At 40.1% G+C, this 25,935-nt stretch carries 22 protein-coding genes; 14 read left to right on the top strand and 8 right to left on the bottom strand.

What is annotated here, in order from left to right:
- The first annotated feature begins 7 nt into the window (after positions 1-7).
- The 5 genes from murG (at position 8) to fic (ending at position 8,341) form a co-directional block, all read left to right on the top strand.
- A complete protein-coding gene (gene murG, locus FIM44_RS07225; RefSeq protein ID WP_140579570.1) occupies positions 8-1,069 on the top strand; it encodes an undecaprenyldiphospho-muramoylpentapeptide beta-N-acetylglucosaminyltransferase in 1,062 nt (353 codons plus the stop codon).
- 107 nt (positions 1,070-1,176) lie between these two features.
- On the top strand, positions 1,177-3,273 hold the full coding sequence (hopI, locus tag FIM44_RS07220; protein WP_140579569.1) for a Hop family outer membrane protein HopI: 2,097 nt from the start codon (positions 1,177-1,179) through the stop codon (positions 3,271-3,273).
- A 22-nt stretch (positions 3,274-3,295) separates the two neighbouring features.
- Entirely contained in the window at positions 3,296-6,994 is a 3,699-nt protein-coding gene (gene hopL / locus FIM44_RS07215) for a Hop family outer membrane protein HopL (RefSeq protein WP_140579568.1), read from the top strand.
- A 12-nt stretch (positions 6,995-7,006) separates the two neighbouring features.
- Positions 7,007-7,780: a pyrroline-5-carboxylate reductase gene (proC, locus tag FIM44_RS07210; protein WP_140579567.1), complete on the top strand. Its 774-nt coding sequence runs from the start codon at positions 7,007-7,009 to the stop codon at positions 7,778-7,780.
- Between the two features lie 27 nt (positions 7,781-7,807).
- Positions 7,808-8,341, top strand: coding sequence for a protein adenylyltransferase Fic (gene fic, locus FIM44_RS07205; protein ID WP_140579566.1), 534 nt, complete (start codon positions 7,808-7,810; stop codon positions 8,339-8,341).
- 242 nt (positions 8,342-8,583) lie between these two features.
- Here the strand turns inward: fic and ybeY are convergent, their stop codons facing one another.
- From ybeY to FIM44_RS07190, 3 genes are all read right to left on the bottom strand, one after another.
- Positions 8,584-9,006: an rRNA maturation RNase YbeY gene (gene ybeY / locus FIM44_RS07200; protein WP_140579565.1), complete on the bottom strand. Its 423-nt coding sequence runs from the start codon at positions 9,004-9,006 to the stop codon at positions 8,584-8,586.
- 56 nt (positions 9,007-9,062) lie between these two features.
- Positions 9,063-9,557: a flavodoxin gene (locus tag FIM44_RS07195; protein ID WP_000516065.1), complete on the bottom strand. Its 495-nt coding sequence runs from the start codon at positions 9,555-9,557 to the stop codon at positions 9,063-9,065.
- A gap of 90 nt (positions 9,558-9,647) precedes the next feature.
- The gene (locus tag FIM44_RS07190; protein ID WP_140579564.1) at positions 9,648-10,229 is read right to left on the bottom strand and encodes a DedA family protein; all 582 of its coding nucleotides are present in this window, start codon (positions 10,227-10,229) and stop codon (positions 9,648-9,650) included.
- Positions 10,230-10,361: 132 nt separating this feature from the next.
- Between FIM44_RS07190 and ccoS the strand changes: the two genes are divergently transcribed.
- Complete coding sequence (ccoS, locus tag FIM44_RS07185; RefSeq protein ID WP_001090949.1) at positions 10,362-10,553, top strand: cbb3-type cytochrome oxidase assembly protein CcoS; 192 nt, start codon at positions 10,362-10,364, stop codon at positions 10,551-10,553.
- Positions 10,554-10,578: 25 nt separating this feature from the next.
- Positions 10,579-11,553, top strand: coding sequence for an NAD(P)-binding domain-containing protein (locus FIM44_RS07180; protein ID WP_140579563.1), 975 nt, complete (start codon positions 10,579-10,581; stop codon positions 11,551-11,553).
- Between the two features lie 7 nt (positions 11,554-11,560).
- Here FIM44_RS07180 and FIM44_RS07175 read toward each other — a convergent pair whose 3' ends face one another.
- Positions 11,561-12,727 carry an HP1165 family MFS efflux transporter gene (locus FIM44_RS07175; RefSeq protein WP_140579562.1) on the bottom strand — a complete coding sequence of 389 codons (1,167 nt, stop codon included), beginning with the start codon at positions 12,725-12,727 and terminating at the stop codon, positions 11,561-11,563.
- 63 nt (positions 12,728-12,790) lie between these two features.
- Here FIM44_RS07175 and pgi point away from each other — a divergent pair, with 63 nt between their 5' ends.
- Both pgi and hofH read left to right on the top strand, forming a co-directional pair.
- The gene (gene pgi, locus FIM44_RS07170) at positions 12,791-14,428 is read left to right on the top strand and encodes a glucose-6-phosphate isomerase (RefSeq protein WP_140579561.1); all 1,638 of its coding nucleotides are present in this window, start codon (positions 12,791-12,793) and stop codon (positions 14,426-14,428) included.
- Positions 14,429-14,734: 306 nt separating this feature from the next.
- Positions 14,735-16,150 (top strand): outer membrane beta-barrel protein HofH, encoded by a 1,416-nt coding sequence (hofH, locus tag FIM44_RS07165; RefSeq protein WP_140579560.1) that lies wholly within the window; start codon positions 14,735-14,737, stop codon positions 16,148-16,150.
- Between the two features lie 348 nt (positions 16,151-16,498).
- Here hofH and FIM44_RS07160 read toward each other — a convergent pair whose 3' ends face one another.
- A complete protein-coding gene (locus tag FIM44_RS07160; protein ID WP_194148716.1) occupies positions 16,499-18,592 on the bottom strand; it encodes a carbon starvation CstA family protein in 2,094 nt (697 codons plus the stop codon).
- Between the two features lie 178 nt (positions 18,593-18,770).
- Between FIM44_RS07160 and FIM44_RS07155 the strand changes: the two genes are divergently transcribed.
- From FIM44_RS07155 to FIM44_RS07135, 5 genes are all read left to right on the top strand, one after another.
- Positions 18,771-19,424: an amino acid ABC transporter permease gene (locus tag FIM44_RS07155; RefSeq protein WP_140579558.1), complete on the top strand. Its 654-nt coding sequence runs from the start codon at positions 18,771-18,773 to the stop codon at positions 19,422-19,424.
- A gap of 2 nt (positions 19,425-19,426) precedes the next feature.
- Entirely contained in the window at positions 19,427-20,098 is a 672-nt protein-coding gene (locus tag FIM44_RS07150; protein WP_140579557.1) for an ABC transporter permease subunit, read from the top strand.
- 1 nt (position 20,099) lies between these two features.
- On the top strand, positions 20,100-20,846 hold the full coding sequence (locus FIM44_RS07145) for an amino acid ABC transporter ATP-binding protein (RefSeq protein WP_140579556.1): 747 nt from the start codon (positions 20,100-20,102) through the stop codon (positions 20,844-20,846).
- A 48-nt stretch (positions 20,847-20,894) separates the two neighbouring features.
- Complete coding sequence (locus tag FIM44_RS07140; RefSeq protein WP_140579555.1) at positions 20,895-21,728, top strand: transporter substrate-binding domain-containing protein; 834 nt, start codon at positions 20,895-20,897, stop codon at positions 21,726-21,728.
- A gap of 121 nt (positions 21,729-21,849) precedes the next feature.
- Positions 21,850-22,401 carry a hypothetical protein gene (locus FIM44_RS07135; protein ID WP_140579554.1) on the top strand — a complete coding sequence of 184 codons (552 nt, stop codon included), beginning with the start codon at positions 21,850-21,852 and terminating at the stop codon, positions 22,399-22,401.
- A 303-nt stretch (positions 22,402-22,704) separates the two neighbouring features.
- On the opposite strand, the gene FIM44_RS07130 is transcribed toward FIM44_RS07135, so the two are convergent.
- The 3 genes from FIM44_RS07130 to FIM44_RS08925 all read right to left on the bottom strand — a co-directional run.
- Positions 22,705-23,928, bottom strand: a complete 1,224-nt coding sequence (locus FIM44_RS07130) for a sugar MFS transporter (RefSeq protein WP_079358093.1) — start codon at positions 23,926-23,928, stop codon at positions 22,705-22,707.
- Between the two features lie 128 nt (positions 23,929-24,056).
- Positions 24,057-25,364 (bottom strand): NCS2 family permease, encoded by a 1,308-nt coding sequence (locus FIM44_RS07125; protein ID WP_140579553.1) that lies wholly within the window; start codon positions 25,362-25,364, stop codon positions 24,057-24,059.
- Between the two features lie 480 nt (positions 25,365-25,844).
- Positions 25,845-25,935, bottom strand: a 91-nt coding sequence (locus FIM44_RS08925) for an outer membrane beta-barrel protein (protein ID WP_140579552.1), incomplete at its 5' end; no start/stop codon positions are given.

The following is a 25,935-nucleotide window of genomic DNA, read 5'->3' as shown; positions in this document are numbered from 1 at the left end:
TTTTAGCATGAAATTCGCTCTTACGGGGGGAGGCACAGGGGGGCATCTCTCTATCGCTAAAGCCTTGGCCATAGAATTAGAAAAGCAAGGCATAGAGGCTATTTATTTAGGCTCAACTTATGGGCAAGATAAAGGATGGTTTGAAAATAGCCCCCTATTTAGCGAACGCTATTTTTTCAACACGCAAGGCGTAGTCAATAAAAGCTTTCTTAAAAAAATAGGCTCTTTATTCTTGCAAGCTAAAGCCGCTTTTAAGGCTAAAGAAATCTTAAAAAAACACCAGATCACGCACACCATTAGCGTGGGAGGGTTTAGCGCAGGGCCTGCGAGTTTTGCAAGCTTACTCAATAAAATACCCCTTTATATCCATGAGCAAAATGCGATCAAAGGCTCTCTTAACCGCTACCTTTCTCCTAAAGCTAAAGCGGTGTTTTCAAGCTATGCTTTTAAAGATAAAGGGAATCACATTTTAACCTCCTATCCCGTGCAAAACGCTTTTTTTGATTTGGCTAGGACTCGCACTGAAATCAAGCATATTTTATTTTTAGGCGGTTCGCAAGGGGCAAAAGCGATCAATGAATTCGTTTTATTAAACGCTCCTAAACTCACCAAACAAGGGATTAAAATCACGCATATTTGCGGCTCAGACGCTCATGAAAGAATACGCTTTTTTTACCAGGAATTAGGGCTGTTGGATAAGGTAGAATTGTTCGCTTTCCACAACAACATCATAGAAGTCATGCATAGAGCGGATTTGTGCGTGAGTAGAGCCGGAGCGAGTAGCGTGTGGGAATTGTGCGCTAATGGCTTACCCACGATTTTTATCCCCTACCCTTTTGCGAGCAATAACCACCAGTATTACAATGTCTTAGAATTTGAAAAAGAAAACCTATGCTATGTCGTGCCTCAAAATGAATTGTTACCCAAAAAGCTCTTTGAAGTCATTAGAAAGCTCAACCAAAAAGACGATCAAGGCAATAAAAACCTCACCACTATCAGCAACCAATTGCAACAAAAAATCGCTAAAGACGGCGCAAAAACCATCATTGAAACGATTTTGAGCGCCTAAAATAGCCCATTTTAATCAACAATTAAGCGACCAACCATTAAACTTAAGCGATAAATAAGATAAAATTTAGGATAACTCAAATCTTTTAAAAAGAAAAGGATAACCCCTTGCAAGACTTTATTTTTAATAAAAAATGGCTTATCTATTCTAGCCTACTCCCCTTATTTTTTCTTAATCCCTTAGTGGCTGAAGATGATGGGTTTTTTATGGGGGTGAGTTATCAAACTTCTCTAGCCATTCAAAGGGTGGATAACTCAGGGCTTAACGCCAGTCAAGACGCATCTACCTACATCCGCCAAAACGCTATCGCTCTAGAATCTGCGGCAGTGCCTTTAGCCTATTATTTAGAAGCGGTGGGGCAACAAACTAGAGTTTTAATGCAAATGCTCTGCCCTGATCCTTCTAAAAGATGTTTGCTCTATGCGGGGGGCTATCCTAAAGAAAATAACGGCGATACAGGCAACAACCCCCCAAGAGGCAATGTCAATGCCACCTTTGATATGCAATCTCTAGTCAATAATTTAGACAAGCTCACTAAACTCATCGGCGAGACTTTAATCCGTAACCCTGAAAATCTTTCTAACGCCAAAGTCTTTAATGTCAAATTTGGCAATCAAAGCACTGTTATTGCATTGCCTAGTGGTCTAGCCAATACCATGAACGCTTTAAACGATGATATTACCAACGCTTTAACCACGCTCTGGTATAACCAAACCTTAACGAATAAATCTTTTAGCACCCCTAATGGCAGTCCTGTGAGTTTTAGCCCTGAAGTCTTGCAACACCTTTTACAAGACGGCTTAGCCACAGCAAGCAATAATCAAACCATTTGCAGCACTCAAAACCAATGCACTGCTACTAATGAAGCTAACTCTATCGCCAAAAACGCCCAAAACATCTTCCAGGCTTTAATGCAAGCAGGGATTTTAGGGGGCTTAGCCAATGAAAAGCAATTTGGCTTCACCTATAACAAAGCCCCTAATGGCAGCAATTCCCAACAAGGCTACCAAAGCTTTAGCGGTCCGGGTTATTACACCAAAAACGGCGCTACCACCACGCAAGCACCCTTAAAAAACTTGCCCGCTGGAGCGACGGTTGGATCAGGCGATGGCCAATACACCTACCACCCTAGCTCGGCAGTCTATTATTTAGCGGATAATATCATCGCTAATGGCATCACCGCTTCTATGATTTTTTCAGGCATGCAAAATTTCGCCAATAAAGCCGCTAAACTGACAGGCACTTCAAGATATAGCCAGATGCAAGAAACGATCAACTATGGGGAAAGCTTGCTCAGTAACACCGTAGCGTATGGGGATTTTATCACCAATTGGGTCGCCCCCTATTTGGATTTAAATAACAAAGGTTTGAATTTCTTGCCTAATTATGGGGGGCAATTGAATGGATCTAATAATCAAACCCCACAAAATCATTTAACCCCACAACAAGCCCAACAAGAGCAAAAAGTCATCATAAACCAACTAGAGCAAGCCACAAACGCCCCCACCCCCGCGCAAATAGACAAGATCTTATCTAGCCCCTATTCCCCCACGGCAAAAACTTTAATGGCTTATGGGCTTTATCGCTCTAAAGCAGTGATTGGTGGGGTGATTGATGAAATGCAAACTAAAGTGAATCAAGTCTATCAAATGGGCTTTGCTAGGAATTTTTTGGAGCATAACTCTAATTCTAATAACATGAACGGCTTTGGCGTGAAAATGGGCTATAAACAATTCTTTGGCAAAAAGCGCATGTTTGGGCTTAGGTATTATGGTTTTTATGATTTTGGTTACGCTCAATTTGGCACAGGATCTTCTTTAGTGAAAGCCACCCTCTCTAGCTATGGAGCAGGCACAGACTTTCTTTATAATGTTTTTACCCGAAAAAGAGGGACTGAAGCGATAGATATCGGTTTTTTTGCCGGTATCCAACTTGCAGGGCAAACCTGGAAAACGAACTTTTTAGATCAAGTGGATGGCAACCATCTTAAGCCTAAGGACACTTCTTTCCAACTCCTTTTTGATTTAGGCATAAGGACCAATTTTTCCAAAATCGCTCACCAAAAAAGATCCCGTTTTTCTCAAGGGATAGAATTTGGCCTTAAAATACCGGTGCTTTATCACACCTATTACCAATCAGAAGGCGTTACAGCGAAGTATAGAAGAGCCTTTAGTTTTTATGTGGGCTACAACATAGGCTTTTGATTAAACAAAATAAGGGAAAAATATGATAAAAAAAGCTAGAAAATTCATACCACTCTTTTTAATTGGCTCTCTCTTAGCTGAAGACAATGGTTGGTATATGTCTGTAGGCTATCAAATCGGTGGCACGCAACAATTTATCAATAACAAACAACTTTTAGAAAATCAAAATATCATCAACAGCGTAACCCAAAGCGCGATCAATATTGCAGGGCCTACTACCGGTTTAATCACTTTAAGCTCTCAAGGCGTCATTGACGCTTTAGGCTATGGCGTGAGTAACACGGTGGGCAACCAATTAGAGGGCATTTCTAATATCCTAAATCAAATTGGCAAAAGAAAAGACTTTTATTCTAGCCGTCAAATCTCTAGCATTTCCCAGCAAATCATAGGGCTTAAAGGAAGCTCTGATCCCTTAAAGGCCCATTCTTCACAAATCACAGCCAAACTCCTTTCCAACACCCAGAGCGCGTTTGATGAAGGCATCGCGCTAAGCTCTAACATCATTAGCTCTATCAATAGCCTTAATCCCAGCAACAACGCCAAAGAAGTCAAAGCCCAACTCCAAAACACCGCGCAATCCATGACAGAATTATTGCAACAAATTGAACACAGCATCACTAAAACCACTAGCACCACTTACGCGCAATCCTTACTCTCTAATCTAACCGATGCGGTGAATGCCTCTAGCAACAATACCGCTTATGTGAGCGCTCTTGTTAACGCTTTAAACACTTTAGGGGTGGGGGTTTTCCCCACCACAACCCCAACGCATGTGGTGCTAAACCCACCGGGACAAGTCGTATTTTATCCCACTAATTCCATTTTAGGCTCTACTTCTTCAAACAGCAACAACCAACAACAGTACAACAACACCCTTTTAATGAACACCTTACAAGGGGAATTAAGCGCTAATAATCAAAATAACCCCAATGGTTGCACTAGCCAAGTCCAGTGTTTAGAGCAATTCATTCAAAATTTAGCCCCTTTAGCCGCAACCCCCACTTCAAACAACCAAGCCAACCAGCAAGTCCAAGCCATTGCCCAAAAGCTTCAAAGCGTTGCTATCAACACTTTAGACAACAATGCGATCAACAACACCACCTATAATTTAAACAACTTGCACAACGCTTTGAATTTCCAAGCCTATGAAAGCACGATAGAACAATACAATAACGCTTTAAAACAAATTTCTTGGATTAGTTTTACTGAGCCTAAAAACTTGCTCAAAAACACTTCTAACAACTACCAAATCGGCACGGTTACCAACGCTCAAGGGCAAAATATCAGCGCCTATGATTGCGCAAGCGCTACCGGAAGCCTTTCTAACAATACTTCTAATGGGATTTCATGCTCAGCCACAAGCTCCACAAGTTCCACAAGCAGTTTTGACAATTCTTTAGTCGCTACCTCCAAAATCCAAACCATCAACGGCAAAGAGCAGATCGGCGTGAATTCTTTTAACCTTGTCTCTCAAGTGTGGAGCGTTTATAACTCTTTAAAAACTTCAGAAGAAAATTTGCAAAAAAACGCCAATATCTTATGCGCTAACGGGACGCAATCCGGGACAAGCTCATGCAATAACGCCAATTCAGGGGGTTTGAGCATCAGCGGGAACGCCCAATTGCAAAATATTTTAAGCTCTACTAATGGGACTACCACTACCACTCAAACTAAAAGCAACGCTTCCAAACTAAAAGCGATGGTGGTTGTGAATAATGAAGAAGAAGCTAAAACGACTAACCTCAATCAAAGCAGTGGGGCAACCACTCAATCCCCTAACAGCACGGTGATGGGAGCTTTAAACACCGTATTGCAAAATGTCAGCAATTTCCAGCAAAGCATTCAAAGTGCTTTTCAAAACCAAGAAAGTAATATCCAAGCTTGGGCGAATGCGATTTATAACACTAATGGGAGTCAGTCGCAAGAGATGACACCTAACACTAACCAAGATTTACGCATCCAATTGAGAGCGAATTTCTACCAGCTCATCAATATCATTAACCAGCAAGTGCCTACAGACATGAACGCTTTAATTAATCAAAGCCAACAAAGCCAGCAAACAAGTGGGGCGACAAGCAATAATAACGCATGCGCGAGCGGAGTGAGTGGGAGTGGTAGTAACTGGTGCTATCAGCAATGGTCAGATTCTAAGGCTTATTACAGCGGGTTGCAAAGCGCTTTAGGGTATCAAACACAAGCGACAACTCAAAGCGGAAACAATGGTGGGAACAGCATCACCTACAATGTCCAACAAATCACGCTCACTAGCGGTGGTCTGCTCAATAACATCATTTCATCTCTTAAAAGTTTTAGTAGTGGTGGAAATAATGGGGGAAGCAGTGGAAGTGGAAATGGAACTAGTCAAATCACTACAGCCTACCAAATGCTCACAGACGCCAGTGATGGGAAATTAGGGACTTATAGTAGTAGCAATAGTGGCAATAATAACGGCTATACGCCATGCAATAGCACCAACGGGAGCAATGGAACGAGTGGGAGCAATTGTTATGAACCCAACAAACAACAAAGCGCCACCACCGCAACCACTAATGAAAATAATAGCTTGCAAAAAGTCTATAATGACGCTCAAAAAATAGCCAACATTATCGCTAGCTCTGGGAACAACAAAGGCGTTGAAAACGGCTTAAAACAATTCTTTGAAGCGTTAAAAAATAATAGCAGCAGTCTCAGTAATTTGTGTAATGGTAATAGCGGTAGTAGTAGCTCTACTTGCACCGGTGGGCTTATCAACCTTTTAGGGGCAATCCCTACAAATGGGGTGAGCGATACGAACAATTTAATTAATTTGCTCACCGAATTTATTAAAACCGCCGGGTTTATCCAAAATAATGATAATAGTGTATCTACTAGTCTTACAAACGCTTTTCAAGCCATCACGAGCGCTATTTCTCAAGGGTTTCAAGCCTTGCAAAACGACATTAGCCCTAATGCGATTTTAACCTTGCTCCAAGAGATTACTTCTAACACCACCACCATTCAGTCATTCTCACAAACCTTACGGCAGCTTTTAGGGGATAAAACATTCTTTATGGTGCAACAAAAACTCATTGATGCGATGATTAACGCCAGAAATCAGGTTCAAAATGCGCAAAATCAAGCCAATAACTACGGCTCTCAACCCATTTTAAGCCAGTATGTGGCCGCTAAAAGCACCCAACACGGCATGAGCAATGGCTTAGGGGTTGGTTTGGGCTATAAATACTTCTTTGGTAAAGCGAGAAAATTAGGCCTTAGGCATTATTTTTTCTTTGATTACGGCTTTAGTGAAATAGGCTTAGCCAATCAAAGCGTGAAAGCGAATATCTTTGCTTATGGGGTAGGCACGGATTTTTTATGGAATTTATTCAGGAGGACTTACAACACTAAAGCATTGAATTTTGGGCTATTTGCTGGGGTTCAGCTGGGCGGGGCAACTTGGCTTAGCTCTTTAAGGCAACAAATCATTGACAATTGGGGGAACGCTAATGACATCCATTCAACGAATTTCCAAGTGGCGCTGAATTTTGGGGTGCGCACCAACTTTGCGGAGTTTAAGCGTTTTGCCAAGAAATTCCACAATCAAGGGGTTATAAGCCAAAAGAGCGTGGAATTTGGGATCAAAGTGCCTCTCATCAATCAAGCGTATTTGAATAGCGCCGGGGCTGATGTGAGCTACAGGAGGCTTTATACTTTTTATATCAATTACATCATGGGGTTTTAAAAAGGGTGTGTCATGGAAATCTTACAATTCATCGGCTATGGGAACATGGCTCAAGCGATCTTAGAAGGTGCTCATGAAATTTTATCCAAGAGTTTTATTTTAGAGATTACCGGGCGAAACCCTGAAAAAATCGCCCCTTTTTTACAAGAAAAAAACATTCAAGCCCAAATCGTGCCTTACAAAGACGCTATTGATATACACCAAAAATTCGTGTTTTTACTTTTTAAACCTTATAACCTTAAGGATTTTAATTATCAAGGGCAAGCCAAAAGCGTTTTGAGTGCTTTAGCCGGGGTAAATTTTGAAGCTTTAAGTGATGCGATAGATTCTTTACATTACTTAAAATGCATGCCTAACATTGCGAGCAAATTCGCTCTTTCTTCTACGGCGGTGTGTGAAAAATCGGTTGTGCCTTCAATAAGCGAGAAAGCTTTGAGTATTATTGAAAGTTTTGGGAATTGCGTGCGAGTGGGAAACGAAGAGCAGGTGGATGCCAGTATAGCGACCAATGGGAGCGCACTCGCTTTTTTAAGCTTGGTAGCGAGCAGTTTGAAAGACGCCGGCATTAGAGAGGGATTGAACGCTAGAGATTCTTTAGAATTGGTGGAAATGAGTTTTAAGGGTTTTGCCAAGCTGTTAGAAAAAGAACGCCCAGAAATAATTATAGAGCAAATTTGCACCCCTAAAGGCGCAACGATTGAAGGCTTGAGCGTTTTAGAAAAAAAGGGGGTTAGGGGAGCGTTCATCAAAGCATGTCATGAAAGCGTGAAAAAAATACGCCTCTAAAGAATTACACTCTTAAAAATAAGCGCGATGCATTTAGACAGACAGAGTTTGGAAAAAGCCAAGCATTTGATCCAAAGCGGTCTGATTGATACCATAGAAGTAGGCACAATCAAGGGCTTGCAAGAAATCCATCGGTTTTTGTTTGAAGGGCTGTATGAATTTGCCGGGAAAATCAGGGATAAAAATATCTCTAAAGGGAATTTCAGGTTCGCTAATTGCTTGTATTTGGATTTGATTTTACCCAGAATTGAGAGCATGCCGCAAAATAATTTCAATCAAATCATAGAAAAATATGTGGAAATGAATATCGCCCACCCTTTTTTGGAGGGTAATGGCAGAGCCACAAGGATATGGCTTGATTTGTTGCTTAAGAAGGAATTAAAAAAAATTGTGCTTTGGGATAGGATTGATAAAGCCGCTTATTTGAGCACTATGGAGAGAAACCCTGTGAATGATTTGGAAATCAAAACGCTTTTAAAAAAGCATTTGAGTTCTAATATCAACGATCCCTTAACTTTCATTAAAGGCATCACGCAGTCGTATTATTATGAAGGGCTTTGAAAAAATACTAAAATCATTTTTTATAATCCAATACGAAAGAGTTTGACGCTAGTCAAGAGATAGTTTTTTATAATGCGATCTTAGGGGATTAGTGGGATTTAGTTGGGGGTTGCAGGATGAAATGTTTATCTCCTATCCCCCTTTTACTATAAAATAAAATTTAAAATATAAGACAAAATAATTAAAGCCCCATTTTAAAAGAAATTAAAAGCTTTATTTGTCAGCATTAAAGCAATCTAAAACTAATCTTGTGTGCGTTCAATCAAACTCAAAGGCAAGTTAAACGCTTTAATGAGTTTGCTCTCTTTTTGGCGTTGTTCGCCTTGATCTTTTTCATGGTCATAGCCTAGCAAGTGCAACACCCCATGGATGAATAAAAGAGCGATCTCATTTTCTAAGCTATGCCCTAATTTCAGAGCGTTAGTTTGAGCTAGTGGTATGTTAATCACCACGCTCCCTAAAGGGGTGTGAGGGATCGCTTCTAAAGGGAAACTCAAAACATCGGTAGCGTAATCGCAACCCCTTAAATCCCTGTTGATTTCTCGCATGGTTTCATTGCTCACTAAAATAAGCTCAATGATTTGAGTGGGGGCTAAAACATCTGCGATTTTTTCTAATAATAAAAAATCCGATTCTAGTGGGGTTTGGTTGTCTATTTCTAGCATCAATAAGATATAAAAAAGAAGTTTAAAAAAGCCCTAAAATTTAGGGCTTATAAAGATTAAGCGAAAGAACCTTTAACTTGTTCTACCCATTTTGAAATCCTCTCATCAGTGAGATCGTCTTGATTGTCTTCATCAATCACTAGACCCACGAATTTACCGCCTTCTACCGCTTTAGAAGCTTCAAAATGATAACCATCAGTAGGAGTTTGCCCTACCACTTTGCCGGCTTTAGCTTTTTCATAAATGTGGAAAATGCCTTCCGCAAAAGTTTCGCTGTAAGTGTCTTGATCGCCCAAGCCTACAAGCCCAATGGTTTTATTCGCAAAGTCGCTCGCTTCTAGTGTGCCTAAAAAGTCTTCCCAATCTGTTTGCAAATCGCCCGCACCGGCTGTTGGAGCGACTAGAATAACCTTTGTAAAGCCATTAAATTGCTCTTTAGAAGCTTTAGCCACATCAACCACTTCGGCATTACCAATAGCCTTGCTGATTTTTTCAGCGATAGCTTCAGCGTTCCCGCTGTCTGTCCCAAAAAAGATACCAATTTTTCCCATATTCCAATCCTTGTGTTTAAAGATATTAACGCACCCGCTTCATGCGAATGCTTGTGGGCGTAGTCTAGCGCATTTAATTAAACATCTTGCTTAAAAACCCATTTTGCGCGAATATCGTTTCAATAAAAACCATATTAAAAGCGCTATAAGAACAAAACTTATGACAAAAAACGAAGTGTAATGAGAAAGCCTTTCATACAGCGTTTTCACCCAATCGCTCGCTTTAAAAGAAACGCTCCCCACGATTAACGCCCACAAAAAACTGGAAAAAACATTAAGCCATAAAAACCTTTTTAAAGGGTATTTGCTAAAACCAATTGCCAAAGGCACAACGCTTTTAATCCCATACAAATATTTATTGATAAAAATCATTAAAAAAGCGTAGCGTTTCACCCACAAACTCGCCAAAGCAAGCTTTCTTCTATGCTTATGAAAATACTTTAAAAACTCTCTTTTTTGATAGCGGGCAAAGATTACAAGAGCCCCACTCCCTATTAAATTCCCTAAAAAAGCGACAAGAATGGTTATTTTTATATCCAAAGCGTGCGTGGTAGCGCTCAAAATAGAAGCGATGACAATCCCCACATACCCACCCCCTAAAGAATATAAAAACAAAATAAGATAACCCCACTCCTTAAAACCCTCTTGAAAACGCAACAACGCTTCTTGCATAAAAACCCTCTTTTTAGTTTTCTCATTTTCATGTTATCCAAACTTATTCAACCAAATGAGCGTTGTTAGTGATTTAAACGCTATCTTTCAGTATAATGACAGCGTTATCCTAATAACCTAAAAGATATAGAGATGAATACAGAAATTTTAACCATCATGTTAGTTGTCTCAGTGCTTATGGGATTGGTAGGCTTAATAGCGTTTTTGTGGGGGGTTAAAAGCGGTCAGTTTGACGATGAAAAACGCATGCTTGAAAGCGTGTTGTATGACAGTGCGAGCGATTTGAACGAAGCGATTTTACAAGAAAAACGCCAAAAGAATTAAAAAGAATTAAAATAAAAGGATAGAAATGAACCAAGAAATTTTAGATGTGTTGATAGTGGGTGCAGGGCCTGGGGGCATTGCCACAGCTATAGAATGCGAAATAGCCGGCGTTAAAAAGGTGCTTTTATGCGAAAAAACCGAAAGCCATTCAGGCATGATAGAGAAGTTTTATAAAGCCGGTAAAAGGATTGATAAAGATTATAAAAAGCAAATCGTAGAGCTTAAAGGGCATATCCCTTTTAAAGACAGCTTTAAGGAAGAAACTTTAGAGAATTTCACTAACCTTTTAAAAGAGCATCGCATCACGCCAAGCTATAAAACCGATATTGAGAGCGTGAAAAAAGAAGGTGAATACTTTAAAATCACCACCACTTCTAATACAACCTATCATGCTAAATTTGTGGTGGTTGCGATCGGGAAAATGGGCCAGCCAAACCGCCCTACTACTTACAAAATCCCTGTTGCGCTCTCCAAACAAGTGGTTTTTAGCATCAACGATTGTAAGGAAAATGAAAAAACCCTTGTGATCGGCGGAGGCAACTCAGCGGTGGAATACGCCATTGCTTTGTGTAAAACCACCCCAACCACCCTCAATTACCGCAAAAAAGAATTCAGCCGCATCAATGAAGACAACGCTAAAAACTTGCAAGAAGTCCTAGACAACAACACGCTTAAAAGCAAGCTTGGAGTGGATATTGAAAGCCTAGAAGAAGATAACACTCAAATTAAGGTTAATTTCACCGATAACACGAGTGAGAGTTTTGATCGCTTGCTGTATGCGATCGGTGGCTCTACCCCTTTAGAATTTTTTAAACGCTGTTCTTTAGAATTAGATCCTAGCACCAATATCCCTGTGGTGAAAGAAAATTTAGAGAGCAACAATATCCCTAATTTATTCATCGTGGGCGATATTTTATTCAAATCAGGAGCGAGCATCGCTACCGCACTCAATCATGGCTATGATGTTGCACAAGAAATCGCTAAAAGGTTACAATCTTAAAGCAAATTCACTCATCAAACGGCTTAGCCTTATACAAAAAGAAAAAGAGGATGAGAAGCGTTAGGGCAAAATGCATGGTTATGATAGTTAGGGGCGAAAAGTAACGCAGTTCCAAACTACTGAGCGATAAAACTAGCACAGAAACCACGCGCACACAGCTTGATAAAAGCGATGAGAGCGATGAAATGTTGTTTTTAGAAACGAATTTGGAGAATTGATACCCCAAGCAATAACTCATGTAAGCAAAAAACGCTACCATGAGCGCATACACCCCTATGAAACAATAAGGGATATTCATAAGCAATAAGGGGCTAACGCTTAACAACACCACAAGCGAACTCATGGCGATTTTTTGGCTGTAATTTTTGGCGTTTAAAAAATGAATGAGAATAGAAATCACTTGAAAAGCGATATAAAACATAAAAAGGTATTGCTCTTTAATGCCTTGTTTTAAAAAATACGCTTGCCACATTTGAAAATGGCTCATAAAAAAGATGGGCGTAATCAAATGCCCCACTAACAAAATTTTAAGCTTGGGGTTATCTTTAAGCTCTTTAAGGCTGCCTTTGACTTGCTCTTTAAGGAGTTTCAAACTTTTTTGGCTTTTAAAATCCCCTTCTTTTTCTTTAAAATAAAAAATGATCGTTAGCGCACAGAGCATGATTAAAAAAATCCCCACGATATACAGCATCGCATGGACTTTGAGATACAAAAACGATCCCAAAGAACTCCCTATAATCATGCCTAAATAAGTAATTTGATTGTTTTTAGCTAAAAACTTGGACAAATCCTTTTTGTTTTCCTTAATGTCTGTGATGAGTGAAGCTTCAATCGTGCCGCTAGAGCATGCACTATACAAACCATACAGCCCCCACGCTAAAAGCATGAGGATAAAACTATCAAAAAACAGCACAAACGAAAAACTAGCGATTAAAAACACATTAGAAACAAGGAATAAATTCTTCCGGCTCATCAAATCCGCTAAAACACCGCTTGGGTATTCAGCCACCAGCACGCAAAAACTAAAAAAGGTTTGCACGAGCAGGATTTCACTCAAACTAAGCCCTTTAGAAAGCAACAAGGGGGTTAAAATCGCATGGGGCAAGCTTTGAGCGATGATTAAGAGAAAATTCGCCCCATAGTAAGCTAAAATGTTTTTTCTTAAAACTTCCATTTGAAAATTGTAATTAAAACTAGCTTATAGTACAGCGTTATATCTTTTAATTAAGGGGTATTGATGCTAACCCAATTAAAAACTTATCCAAAATTACTCAAACATTATGAAGAAATCAAAGAAGTGCATATGCGCGATTGGTTTTCTAAAGACAAAGAGCGAGCGAGCCGCTATTTCGTGCAATTTGAAAGCTTGAGCTTAGACTATTCCAAAAACCGCCTGAACGATACCACTTTAAAGCTTCTTTTTGAATTAGCGAATGACTGCTCTTTAAAAGAAAAGATTGAAGCGATGTTTAAGGGCGAAAAAATCAACACCACCGAAAAAAGGGCCGTTTTACACACCGCTTTAAGAAGCTTGAATGACACTGAAATTTTACTAGACAACATGGAAGTGTTAAAGAGTATTAGGAACGTTTTAAAACGCATGCGAGCCTTTAGCGATAGCGTGAGGAGCGGTAAAAGATTGGGCTATACCAATCAAGTGATCACCGATATTGTCAATATCGGCATTGGGGGGTCAGATTTAGGCGCTTTAATGGTTTGCACCGCCTTAAAACGCTACGCCCACCCGAGATTAAAAATGCATTTTGTGTCTAATGTGGATGGCACGCAGATTTTAGACGTTTTGGAAAAAATCAATCCGGCCAGCACGCTTTTTATCGTGGCCTCTAAGACTTTTTCCACTCAAGAAACCTTAACCAACGCCCTAACCGCTAGAAAATGGTTTGTAGAAAGAAGCGGCGATGAAAAGCATATCGCTAAGCACTTTGTAGCGGTATCCACCAATAAAGAAGCCGTGCAACAATTTGGCATTGACGAGCATAACATGTTTGAATTTTGGGATTTTGTAGGGGGGCGCTATAGCTTGTGGTCGGCTATTGGCTTGTCCATTATGATCTATTTAGGGAAGAAAAATTTTAACGCTCTTTTGAAAGGAGCGTATTTGATGGATGAGCATTTTAGAAACGCCCCTTTTGAAAGCAATTTGCCCGTTTTAATGGGGCTAATTGGCGTGTGGTATATCAATTTTTTCCAATCCAAAAGCCATTTAATCGCTCCTTACGATCAGTATTTAAGGCATTTCCCTAAATTCATCCAGCAATTGGATATGGAAAGCAATGGCAAACGCATCAGCAAAAAAGGCGAAACCATCCCCTATGACACATGCCCTGTTGTTTGGGGCGATATGGGCATTAACGCTCAGCACGCCTTTTTCCAGCTCTTGCATCAAGGCACGCATTTAATCCCCATTGATTTTATCGCCTCTTTAGATAAAAAACCTAACGCTAAAGGCCACCATGAGATTTTATTCAGCAATGTTTTAGCGCAAGCGCAAGCCTTCATGAAAGGCAAGAGTTATGAAGAAGCACTTGGGGAATTGCTCTTTAAAGGCTTAGACAAAGATGAAGCCAAAGATTTAGCCCACCATAGGGTGTTTTTTGGCAACCGCCCCTCTAATATCCTTTTATTAGAAAAGATTTCACCAAGCAGTATTGGGGCGCTAGTGGCTCTTTATGAGCATAAAGTCTTTGTGCAAGGGGTTATTTGGGATATTAACAGCTTTGATCAATGGGGCGTGGAGCTTGGGAAAGAGTTGGCCGTGCCGATTTTACAAGAATTAGAAGGGCATAAAAGCAACGCTTATTTTGACGGCTCCACTAAGCATTTAATAGAATTGTATAAGAATTACAACCAATAGGCTTTGTTTTATAACCAGATAAAACCTAAAAAACGATAAAGCAAAGCTTAACCCCATTCTCAAGCGATCCATCCACAATAATCCGTTAATCGTAACGGATTTTAACGCCATATGTTAGCCATTTGAATTTAAAGAGAGTAAATTTTCCACAAATTAATCGTTTTTAGCGTTTAAAAGCTTGATTTTCTCATCATATGCATTATTTTACATATTATAATTATCTCAAAGCTAAGAATAATAAAAATCAAAGAATAGATTTATCTTTAAAAGCATTTGCATTTATCAATCTCATTTTAGGAGGCATGCATGAAAAAGGCAAGTCAGGTTTTATTCTTTGGGGCATTTTTAAGCTCTTCTTTACAAGGTTTTGAAGCTAAGCTCAATGGCTTTGTGGATCAATCCAGCACTATCGGTTTTAACCAGCATAAAATCAATAAAGAAAGAGGCATCTACCCTATGCAGCAATTCGCAACGATTGCGGGCTATTTAGGGCTTGGTTTTAGCCTGTTACCCAAAAAGGTTTCAGACCATGTTCTAAAAGGCAAAATAGGGGGCATGGTGGGATCTATTTTCTATGACGGCACGAAGAAGTTTGAAGACGGCTCTGTGGCTTACAACCTCTTTGGTTATTATGATGGGTTTATGGGGGGCTATACGAATATCTTACAGACCGATAGCCTTGAAACACAAAACATGAAACACAACAAAAATGTCCGCAATTATGTCTTTAGCGATGCGTATTTAGAATACGCTTATAAGAATTATTTTGAAATAAAAGCCGGGCGCTATTTATCCACTATGCCTTATAAAAGCGGTCAAACGCAAGGCTTTCAAGTTTCTGGGCAATACAAGCATGCGCGCTTGACTTGGTTTAGCTCTTTTGGGAGGGCGTTCGCTTATGGTTCGTTTTTGATGGATTGGTTTGCCGCACGGACCACTTATAGCGGAGGCTTTACTAAAAATGATAAGGGAGGTTATGACAGCCATGGGCAAAAGGTGCTTTATGGCACGCATGCGGTGCAACTCACCTATAAACCTCATCGTTTCCTCATAGAAGGCTTTTATTACCTTTCGCCTCAAATCTTTAACGCTCCAGGCGTTAAGATTGGTTGGGACTCTAACCCCAATTTTAGCGGCACAGGCTTTCGCTCTGATACAGCTGTCATAGGGTTTTTCCCCATTTACTACCCTTGGATGATTGTTAAATCCGACGGGAGTCCGGTCTATAGATACGACACGCCTGCCACTCAAAACGGGCAAAATCTCATTATCCGCCAACGCTTTGACATCAACAATTATAATGTTTCCATCGCTTTTTATAAAGTCTTTCAAAACGCTAATGGTTGGATAGGCAACATGGGGAATCCAAGCGGTGTGATCATGGGGAGTAACAGCGTCTATGCGGGTTTTACAGGCACAGCCCTTAAAAGAGACGCCGCTACCATTTTCCTTTCTTGTGGCGGCACTCATTTTGCCAAAAAATTCACATGGAAATTCGCCACACAATACTCCAATTCAGTGGTCTCTTGGGAAGCGAGAGCGATGATCTCTTTAGGCTATAAATTCACTGAATACTTGAGCGGTAGCGTGGATCTTGCATATTATGGCGTGTATACTAACAAAGGCTTTAAACCGGGTGAAAACGGGCCTGTGCCTAAAAACTTCCCCGCCCTTTATTCTGACAGGAGCGCGTTATACACGGCTCTAGTAGCATCATTTTGATGCTACCCTATGATTATGGTAGGCATTATTTTGATGCTATGGATCACAAAATAGAGTAGGCGTCATTTTGATGCTATCTCCCATGATAGGATAAGCGTTTTTTAACGCTGTTTCTCTAATCTCTATATAAAATTTCTTTTCAAGCGAAAGCTCTTTATTAAATCATACCCATTAAGTAAAAAAATCATCATCTTCATCATCTTCAAAATTGAGCTTTTAAAAAAGCAAACGATAGCTTTTTAAAAACCCAAGCAGAAACCCCAAACGTCTTTAGGGTTTGCGCGCTTCACAAACAAGGTCAAACTTTTTTCCATGGATTTAAAGGGGGGGTTAAAACCCCTTTTTTATTCAAGCGGCTTTGATATAGGGCGTTTCAGCCAGCGGCGGGTAAATTTGATTTTTAAAATAAGCGTTTGAGCAAATCCTAACGCTCACGATCAGCACTAAAAGCGCTACAAGCATGAAAAACACGCACAAAATCGCATCAATCGCATGGTTAAAAAAGGATTTTTGGAGCGTTTTGAGCGCTTTTTCATCGGTAGTGGTAGCCATTTTTTCTTTGATGATTTGCATCTGCGCCACATGGGAAACATTATTCAGCACGCTGTCATTACTCTTTGGCATCACTTTTAAAATACCGCTATAAAAAGTGATGGATAAAATCAAAACTGCCGGTAAGGCGCTTATCATCGCCCCCTTAAAACGCCCCATTTTAAACAACACCACCGTAACCAACAACAACGCCATGCCCGCTAACATCTGATTGCTCACGCCAAATAAAGGCCATAGCGTATAAATCCCTCCTTTAGGGTCAATCGTGCCTTGATACAAGAAATACCCCCACCCTGCCACACACAAAAGAGTGGCAAAAATCCCAGCCTTATAAGAGCTAAGATCGCCCAAAGGTTTATAAACATTACCGAGCAGATCCTGAATCATGAAACGAGCGGTTCGTGTGCCTGCATCCACAGCGGTTAAAATGAACAAAGCTTCAAACAAAATCGCAAAATGGTACCAAAACGCCATCACGCTTGGATCCCCTAAAATGTGATACACAATCATCGCTAAACCGATCGCAAAAGTGGGCGCCCCACCGGTGCGGCTCAAAATAGAGCTTTCACCGATGTTTTTAGTCATCTCACTGATTTCTTCAGCGCTGATATTAAACCCCCATGAGCTAATCACTGAAGCCGCATCAGCTATATCTTTACCGATGCTCACTTCTGGCGAATTGATAGCGAAATAAAGACCTGGGTGCAAGATCCCTGCACACACCAACGCCATAAGAGCCACAACGCTCTCCATCACCATAGAGCCATAGCCCACTAGCCTTGCATCGCTTTCTTTAGCAAGCATTTTAGGGGTCGTGCCTGAAGAAATTAAAGCATGAAAGCCGCTAATCGTCCCGCAAGCCACCGTGATAAACAAGAAAGGGAACACGCTCCCTGCAAACACAGGCCCACTGCCATCTACAAAGGGTGTGATTTTAGGGATTTGTAAGGGCGGAGCGACAAAAACAATAGCCACAACCAACACCCCTATAACGCCAATTTTTAAAAAAGTGCTTAAATAATCTCGTGGAGCGAGTAAAAACCATACCGGTAAAATAGAAGCCACAAAACCATAACCCATGATCATCCACGCTAAAGAACCGGCATCAAAGGTGAATATTGACGCTAGTTTAGGATCTAAAGAAATGTATTTACCCGCATAAATCGCTATAATCAATAGGATAAAGCCAATAACAGAAACTTCTAAAATCTTATGCGGCCTGAAAAACCGCATGTAAAGCCCCATAAGGATCGCAATGGGAATGGTCATAGCGATCGTAAAAAAGCCCCAAGGCGAATGCGCTAAAGCCTTCACCACCACCATCGCTAAAATCGCAATGATAATGAGCATGATCCCTAAAATCCCTAAACTGGCGATCATGCCTACAAATTGACCCATTTCAAGCTTGATCATTTCGCCTAAAGACTTGCCATCGCGCCTAATGGAAGCAAAAAGCACCACAAAATCATGCACGCAACCCCCTAAAACCGAGCCTATCAAAATCCATAAGATAGAGGGCAAGTAACCCATTTGAGCGGCTAGTATCGGGCCTACTAAAGGGCCAGCCCCAGCAATAGCGGCGAAATGATGCCCAAAGGTGATGGCTTTATCGGTTGGCACAAAATCCTTGCCGTCATTCCTTACGCATGCGGGCGTGGCTCTGTTATCGTCTAGCTTTAACACCCGATAAGCGATAAAATGGCTATAAAAACGATAGCCTATGCTATAAATGCAAGCGCTCGCTACTACAAGCCATAGCGTGTTAATGCTCTCACCCTTGTGTAAGGCTAACACCCCTAAACAGATCGCCCCTAAAATAGCTACAAAGACCCAAGCCAAAGAAACTAAACTTTTTTGCATGTCCTCTCCATTTAATGATCGTTTAACCATTGTTGTTAATTTCAGCCAGTTTTTTATTATAATTCAAATTTTTTGAATAGGGACTGAATGGCTCATAAACTTTCCATAATAAAGGCTTGGGTTTTTCCAAACTTCTAACAATTAGGGTAATAAGAGCTGTTTTTAAACATGACGCTTTAAAGCGTCATTAATTTTAAGGTATAGCGTTATGGCATTAGATTGGGATTTTATGTTTCACTCCATCCCTGCGTTTCTTAAGGGGTTAGAACTCACGCTTTATATTTCTTTCTTTGGGATTTTACTCTCTCTTTTGGTGGGGTTTTTGTGCGCGCTCATTTTGTATTTTAAAACGCGCTTTATCTCCCCTATCATCTATATCTATGGCGAAATCGCTAGGAACACGCCCCTACTCATCCAGCTTTTCTTTTTGTATTACGGGTTGAATGAAATCGGTTTGAGCGCTTTAGAGTGCGCGATTTTAGCGTTAGGGTTTTTGGGTGGGGGGTATATGAGTCAAAGTTTTTTGCTTGGGTTTAAGAGCTTGGCTTCCATTCAAAGAGAAAGCGCTTTGAGTTTGGGGTTTAGCCCTTTGAAAATGATGTATTACATCATTCTGCCTCAAAGTTTAAGCGTTTCTATGCCTTCTATAGGGGCGAATGTGATTTTTTTACTCAAAGAAACTTCTGTGGTGGGCGCGATAGCCCTAACCGATATTATGTTCGTGGCGAAAGATTTTATTGGCATTTATTATAAAACGACTGAAAGCCTTTTGATGTTAAGCATCGCTTATTTGATTGCTTTGCTCCCCTTAAGCGTTTTGTTTGTGATCTTAGAGCGTTTCTTTAAAAAGAAAGTGGCTTAAAAATGGGAGTTTTACTAGAGTTAGACAACCTTAAGCGTTTGTTAGAAGGGTTTGAAACCACTCTTTTGATCGCTCTTAGCTCTGCGGTTATTTCAATCATTGTTGGAATGCTTTTGGGGAGCTTGATGGCGTTTGGTTCTCAAATAGTGGTTTTGGCGTGTCGTGTGTATTTAGAAAGCATTCGCATTATCCCGCTTTTAGCATGGCTTTTTATTGTGTATTTCGGGTTAGCGAGCTGGTTTGATTTGCATATTAGCGCGGTTTTAGCGAGCGTTATTGTTTTTAGCTTGTGGGGGGGTGCTGAAATGATGGATTTAACCAGAGGGGTTTTAACTTCCGTGAGCAAACACCAAGTAGAAAGCGCTTTGGCTTTAGGCATGGATTCAAAAAGGGTGGTTTTTAACATTATTTTCCCCCAAAGCTTTTTGTCTTTATTGCCCTCAAGCCTTAATTTATTCACGCGCATGATTAAAACCACGGCTTTAGTTTCTCTCATTGGAGCGATTGATTTGTTAAAAGTGGGCCAGCAAATCATAGAGCTTAACCTCTTACGCATGCCCAATGCGAGCTTTGTGGTTTATGGCGTTATCTTAATGTTTTATTTTAGTTTATGCTATAGTTTGAGCCTGTATAGTTCCTATTTAGAAAAAAAATTCCAATACATTAGAGGGTAAAATGAGCGTGATTTTAGAAACCAAAGGGTTAAAAAAAACCTATCAAAACCATTTGGTTTTAGACGGCATCAATTTCACTTTAAATAAGGGTGAAGTGGCAGTGATTTTAGGGCCTAGCGGGTGCGGGAAAAGCACTTTTTTAAAATGTTTAAACGGGCTTGAAAAGATTGATGGAGGTGAAATCCTTTTTGAAAACACTAACCTTAATACGCCAACCACTAACTGGAATCAAATGCGCCAAAAAATAGGCATGGTGTTTCAAAATTATGAATTGTTCCCGCATTTAAACGTGCTAGATAATATCTTACTCGCCCCCTTAAAAGTGCAAAAACGATCCAAAGATGAGGTCATTTCTCAAGCCATAGAGCTTTTAAAGCGGGTGGGTTTGGAGCATAAACAACAAGCTTACCCTAAAGAATTGAGTGGCGGGCAAAAGCAACGAGTAGCCATCGTGCGCTCTTTGTGCATGCGGCCAACAATCATGCTTTTTGATGAGGTAACCGCCTCTTTAGACCCTGAAATGGTTAAAGAAGTTTTAGAAGTGATTTTAGAATTAGCCACAACGGGCATGAGCATGGTGATTGTAACGCATGAAATGAAATTCGCGCAAAAAATCGCTCATAAAATCGTGTTTTTTGATAGCGGTAAAATCGCTGAAGAAAACAGCGCTAAAGAATTTTTCAATAACCCCAAATCTCAAAGAGCGCAAAAATTTTTAGAAACTTTTCATTTTTTAGGGAGCTGTTAAATAAAGTTTGCTAAAAAGATGATTTTAATTCCAAAAAAAGGTGTTTTTATGAAAACAAACGGGCTTTTTAAGGTATGGGGGCTGTTTTTAGTGTTAATCGCTTTAGTCTTTAGTGCATGCTCTGATAGCCATAAAGAAAAAAAGGACGCTTTAGAAGTCATTAAACAAAGAGGGGTTTTAAAAGTGGGGGTTTTTAGCGATAAACCTCCTTTTGGATCTGTGGATTCTAAAGGGGAATATCAAGGCTATGATGTGATCATCGCTAAACGCATGGCCCTTGATTTATTGGGCGATGAAAATAAGATTGAGTTTATTCCTGTAGAAGCTTCAGCTAGGGTGGAATTTTTAAAAGCCAATAAAGTGGATATTATCATGGCTAATTTCACGCGCACTAAAGAAAGAGAAAAAGTCGTGGATTTCGCTAAGCCGTATATGAAAGTCGCTTTAGGGGTGATTTCTAAAGATGGGGCCATTAAAAATATAGAAGAGTTGAAGGATAAAGAGTTGATTGTGAATAAAGGCACGATAGCGGATTTTTATTTCACTAAAAATTACCCCAATATCAAACTTTTGAAATTTGAGCAAAACACAGAGACTTTTTTAGCCCTTTTAAACAATAAGGCTACCGCTCTAGCCCATGACAACACTTTGTTGCTCGCTTGGGCGAAACAACACCCTGAATTTAAATTAGGCATTACAAGCCTTGGCGATAAGGATGTGATCGCTCCAGCGATTAAAAAGGGTAACCCTAAGCTTTTAGAATGGTTGAACAACGAAATAGATTCCCTCATTTCTAGCGACTTCTTAAAAGAAGCTTATAAGGAGACTTTGGAGCCTGTTTATGGCGATGAAATCAAACCGGAAGAAATTATTTTTGAATGATTTTTTTAGGCTTTGTTTTCTTGACAAAGCGTGTTTTTGCTGCTAAATGAGCGGTTTTGTGATCTTTTTGTTTTTCATTTTGAGATATATTTGTTTGATTTTACACTGAAAGGATTTGTTGATGAATCATTTTTATAAGCGTTGTTTGAAATTTTCATTGGTTGGGTTGATAGGGCTTTTGAGCGTTCAGCTTCATGCTAGGAGTTTTATTGATGGGGATTTAGACATTCAAAAATTCAGCTATGAAGATTCTCTGCTTAAAAAGGGAGACCCTAATGGCACACATAAGGTGCAGGTGCGGGATTATAAAGGCAAAATGCAAGAGGCTGAAATCCACTCAGAAATACGCATCGCACTTAAACCGGGGGTTAAAAAAGAAGTTAAAAAAGGTAAAATTTATAGCGCTCAAATCAATGATGGCATGTGTTATGCTTTTAGAATGCTCCAAACCGGCGATAATACCACAGGTCTTGATTCTAAAGAGTTCCCCAAGCAAAGCCGTGAGAAAAAGGGTCGAGTGATCACTTTAATCGGTAAAGATGAAGTGCCTTATCTTGTCTTAGAAACCGATTGCCAAGTGGGCGATATTGCAAAGATCTCTTTGGTGGGCAATTTTGATGGCACCGGGTTTCTTACGGAATATAAATTCAAAGACGCTAAACCCATTTACTAATTTTCTTTTTTAGCTTCATTCTTCAAATCTCTTAACCTTTTGTGGTTAGGAGGTTTTTCTTATCCGTTGCGGATATTTTTGATCGCATCTTAAAAATTTTTAAAACCCTGTTTGTGTTTTTACCTCAAGCGTTAAAAAAGCTCTGTTCTCATCAAACACTGACAAGTAAAACCTTTTATAGAGCGCTTGCTTGATTAAAGTCAAGTTCTTTATTATTGGTTATAAAAAATATTTTTTGGCATTTTTAAATTTTTAAAACAAGCTAAAAGAAAGAAAATAAAAGAGAAACCCCCCCCCCTTTTTTTAGGAGTTTTCTTCTTGCTTATACCCTTTAAGCGCAAAGAAGAGGATATAAAAATAGCACAATAACGGCACACCATAAGCGTAGAGCAAATTTGATTCGGTTGCTGTGAGCATGTCTGTAACCGCACCTTGAATGGGGGGGATTAACGCCCCTCCTACAATCGCCATGCTAATCACCCCAGAAGCCTTAGAAGTGAGATGCCCTAAATTGAGCGTAGCCAAAGAAAAGATGGTAGGGAACATGATAGAGTTGAAAAAGCCCACAAAAGTCAGAGCGAATAAAGCGATCTTGCCTCCAATGAGAATCGCCAAAGCGATAAGCGCAATAGAGCTTAAGGCGTTAAAAGCCAAGTATTTATTAGGGGCAATTTTATTCATCAAAACACTGCCCAAGAAACGGCCCACCATCGCGCCTCCCCAATAATACACCAAGTAATGCGCGCTTGATTGAGGGTCTAAATTCAAAAGCTTTTCAAAGCTTAGCACCAAGAATGAGCCAATCGCCACTTCTCCCCCCACATAAAAAAAGATCCCCAAAGCCCCAAAAACAAAGTGTTTGTGCGAAAACAGGCTTTTTTGAGTCGTTTCTTTGGGCATTTCTTTTTCCACATCAGGCAATTTCAAAAGATACATCACAAGCGCTAAAAGAAGCGAAAACACCGCCAAGCCCAAATAAGGCATTTGAACGCTTTTAGCGTCCGCTAATTTATCTATCAAACTTGCATTATCGCCCATTTTAGTCGTGCTAAAAATCAACAAGCTCCCAAAAATAGGCCCTAAAGTCGTGCCAAGCGAATTGAACGCCTGGACTAAAACCAGGTTTCTGGCTTCTTTACCTTTAGAAAGCAAGGTTACAAAGGGATTACCGGCAGTCTGTAAGCACACAATCCCGCTCGCTAAAATAAACAACGCTCCTAAAAAAAACCCATAGGAGCCAAAATGCGCCGCCGGATAAAATAACGCGCACCCGCTCGCTGTGATCACAAAACCAAGCACCACGCCAAAAGGGTAGCCGATTTTACTGATCACATTCCCAAAAACTCCTCCCATGATGAAATACGCCCCAAAAAAGCAAAATTGAATGAGTGAAGCTTCAAAATAGGTCAAGTCAAAAATGGGCTTTAAGTGTGGGATTAAAATGTCGTTTAAAACCGTGATAAAACCCATTAGAAAGAATAGCGCTGTCAAACTCCCCAGCGCCAGAGTGTTAGAAGTTTTTTGCATACCTTCTCCTTTTTTATTGAGTTGATATAATAATAATGATATTACAATTATTTTAAGATAATAATCTGTCTAAATAAAGAAAAAGAGGCATGAAATGGGTAAAAAATGCAAAGCCCCTTAAAAAGAGCTTAACGAAAGATAAATACAGAAACAGAAATGATGCAGAGAATGATGATGCCTGAATTGAGTGCTTTGAAGTCTTTTTGAACCAATTTGATGATGCTATAAGACAAAAAGCCAAAGGCTAAGCCATCGGCAATGGAGAAGGTTAAGGGCATCATCACCACGGTTAAAAAAGTGGAAACGCTAATGGCCATGTCTTTAAAATTCACCCCCTCTAACACGCTAAACATCAAAACCCCTACTACCACCAGCACCGGATAAATCGCATTGCTGGGAATGGCTTTTAAAAGAGGCAAGCAAAAGAGCGTTAAAACAAAAAATAATCCGGTAAAAACCGCTGTAAGCCCTGTGCGGCCCCCCTCTTCAACCCCACTCGCGCTTTCTATAAAAGCCGTCGTGGTAGAAACGCCCACCACCGCACTCCCTAAAGAAGCCACCGCATCCGCTTCTAAAGTCCTTTCTAATTCCTTGTTTTTTTCTTCATCATTGAAAAAATCAGTCTTGTGGCCAATCCCTGCAAGCGTGCCTAAAGAATCAAACAAATCGGTTACAAAAAAAGTGATGATGACTGGCACTAACGCTAAAGTGAAAGCCCCACTCGCATCAAAAAAAATGCCCTTAAAGTCTAATTGAAAGGCGATAGGGCCAATGCTAGCGGGCATGGAAAAAAACTTGCTAGGGTAAGGGGCTAGCTTTAAAACCCATGCGAGAATGGAAGTGATTAAAACCGCTATAATGAAAGAACCCCTGATTTTGAGCGTGTAGAGCACGAAAGTTAGAATGATTCCCACAACCCCCAATAACACATGCGGATCGCTAAAATCGCCTAAAGTTACAAGCGTAGCCTTATGGGTAACGACGATATGCATTTCTTTAAGGCCAATAAACGCGATAAAAGCCCCTATCCCCGCGCTCACCGCACGCCTTAAATCGATAGGAATGCTTCGCATGACCCAACTTCTAAATTTAGTGAAAGACAAAATCACAAAAATCGCTCCCGAGAGCGCTACGATGCCTAAAGCGCTTTGCCAAGGGAGTTTTAGCCCCTGAACCAACCCAAAGCTAAAATAAGCTGACAACCCTAATCCCACGCTCATGGCTATGGGGGTGTTTGCCCATAACCCGTTAAACACGCTCGATAAGATAGTGATAATGGCTGTTGCGCTCAAAAGGGCTTCATAAGGCATGTTGGCTTGAGAAAGGATAAGAGCGTTTAGTGGCACGATGTAAATCATGGTGATAAAAGTCGTTAAACCCGCTCTAAACTCGGTGGCAATGTTCGTGTTGTGTTCTTTAAGCTTGAAAAACCCCATGTTAGATAACTCCTTACTATTTGGTATAGATTAATTTAATAAGGGGCTTTGGGGTCATGTTAGCGCTATTTTATTTTAAATTGCCTTAAGACGCTTGATTGTGTTGTTTCAATCAAAAGAAGTGAGTAAAAAACCCTTTTTTAAAAAACTCCGCTAAAAAACGATCGTTCTTAATGAAAATCGCAAAAAAGCCCATCTTGTAAGGTAATTTTAAACTCTTTAATGGTTTTTGAGAGAGCATTTTTTTAAATTTAAATTTGAAAAGATTGCTGTAAAACAAACGCCCCCATAAGTCGGATTATGGGGGTAAATTCTAAAAAGGAGTTTGCCATGGAAAACTAAAAACGAAAATTAAAAGTGGCGTAAACATTATACCTTAAAATTTCTTTTTTTAGGTTTAATGACTATTTTTTTGAAAATTTTTAGCTTTAGAGGTTTTTTATTGGAGTTAATCCCCCCCCCCTTTTAAAAAGAGGGCTTTTAATAAGCAAACACATAATTGAGATACACGCTATAAAGCCTTCTATATTCTAGTTTGGTGTCTAGAAAAGAATAGTAATTCGTGTTAATG

Source organism: Helicobacter pylori, assembly GCF_006440215.1.
Classification (GTDB): domain Bacteria; phylum Campylobacterota; class Campylobacteria; order Campylobacterales; family Helicobacteraceae; genus Helicobacter; species Helicobacter pylori_CS.
Note: the sequence above shows the minus strand (reverse complement) of the source record. Positions and strands in the feature narration are given on the sequence as shown.

Bases quoted from the DNA above. Each gene is read 5' to 3' on its own strand.
- FIM44_RS07190 (WP_140579564.1), bottom strand. From the start codon at position 10,229: ATGCAAGAAGCGTTGTTGCGTTTTCAAGAGGGTTTTAAGGAGTGGGGT.
- FIM44_RS07125 (WP_140579553.1), bottom strand. From the start codon at position 25,364: ATGGGGTTTTTCAAGCTTAAAGAACACAACACGAACATTGCCACCGAG.
- FIM44_RS07140 (WP_140579555.1), top strand. From the start codon at position 20,895: ATGAAAACAAACGGGCTTTTTAAGGTATGGGGGCTGTTTTTAGTGTTA.
- FIM44_RS07180 (WP_140579563.1), top strand. From the start codon at position 10,579: ATGAACCAAGAAATTTTAGATGTGTTGATAGTGGGTGCAGGGCCTGGG.
- FIM44_RS07150 (WP_140579557.1), top strand. From the start codon at position 19,427: ATGGGAGTTTTACTAGAGTTAGACAACCTTAAGCGTTTGTTAGAAGGG.
- FIM44_RS07195 (WP_000516065.1), bottom strand. From the start codon at position 9,557: ATGGGAAAAATTGGTATCTTTTTTGGGACAGACAGCGGGAACGCTGAA.
- hofH (WP_140579560.1), top strand. From the start codon at position 14,735: ATGAAAAAGGCAAGTCAGGTTTTATTCTTTGGGGCATTTTTAAGCTCT.
- ybeY (WP_140579565.1), bottom strand. From the start codon at position 9,006: ATGCTAGAAATAGACAACCAAACCCCACTAGAATCGGATTTTTTATTA.
- FIM44_RS07130 (WP_079358093.1), bottom strand. From the start codon at position 23,928: ATGCAAAAAACTTCTAACACTCTGGCGCTGGGGAGTTTGACAGCGCTA.
- murG (WP_140579570.1), top strand. From the start codon at position 8: ATGAAATTCGCTCTTACGGGGGGAGGCACAGGGGGGCATCTCTCTATC.
- FIM44_RS07145 (WP_140579556.1), top strand. From the start codon at position 20,100: ATGAGCGTGATTTTAGAAACCAAAGGGTTAAAAAAAACCTATCAAAAC.
- FIM44_RS07155 (WP_140579558.1), top strand. From the start codon at position 18,771: ATGGCATTAGATTGGGATTTTATGTTTCACTCCATCCCTGCGTTTCTT.
- FIM44_RS07135 (WP_140579554.1), top strand. From the start codon at position 21,850: ATGAATCATTTTTATAAGCGTTGTTTGAAATTTTCATTGGTTGGGTTG.
- ccoS (WP_001090949.1), top strand. From the start codon at position 10,362: ATGAATACAGAAATTTTAACCATCATGTTAGTTGTCTCAGTGCTTATG.
- hopL (WP_140579568.1), top strand. From the start codon at position 3,296: ATGATAAAAAAAGCTAGAAAATTCATACCACTCTTTTTAATTGGCTCT.
- FIM44_RS07160 (WP_194148716.1), bottom strand. From the start codon at position 18,592: ATGGTTAAACGATCATTAAATGGAGAGGACATGCAAAAAAGTTTAGTT.
- pgi (WP_140579561.1), top strand. From the start codon at position 12,791: ATGCTAACCCAATTAAAAACTTATCCAAAATTACTCAAACATTATGAA.
- FIM44_RS07175 (WP_140579562.1), bottom strand. From the start codon at position 12,727: ATGGAAGTTTTAAGAAAAAACATTTTAGCTTACTATGGGGCGAATTTT.
- proC (WP_140579567.1), top strand. From the start codon at position 7,007: ATGGAAATCTTACAATTCATCGGCTATGGGAACATGGCTCAAGCGATC.
- fic (WP_140579566.1), top strand. From the start codon at position 7,808: ATGCATTTAGACAGACAGAGTTTGGAAAAAGCCAAGCATTTGATCCAA.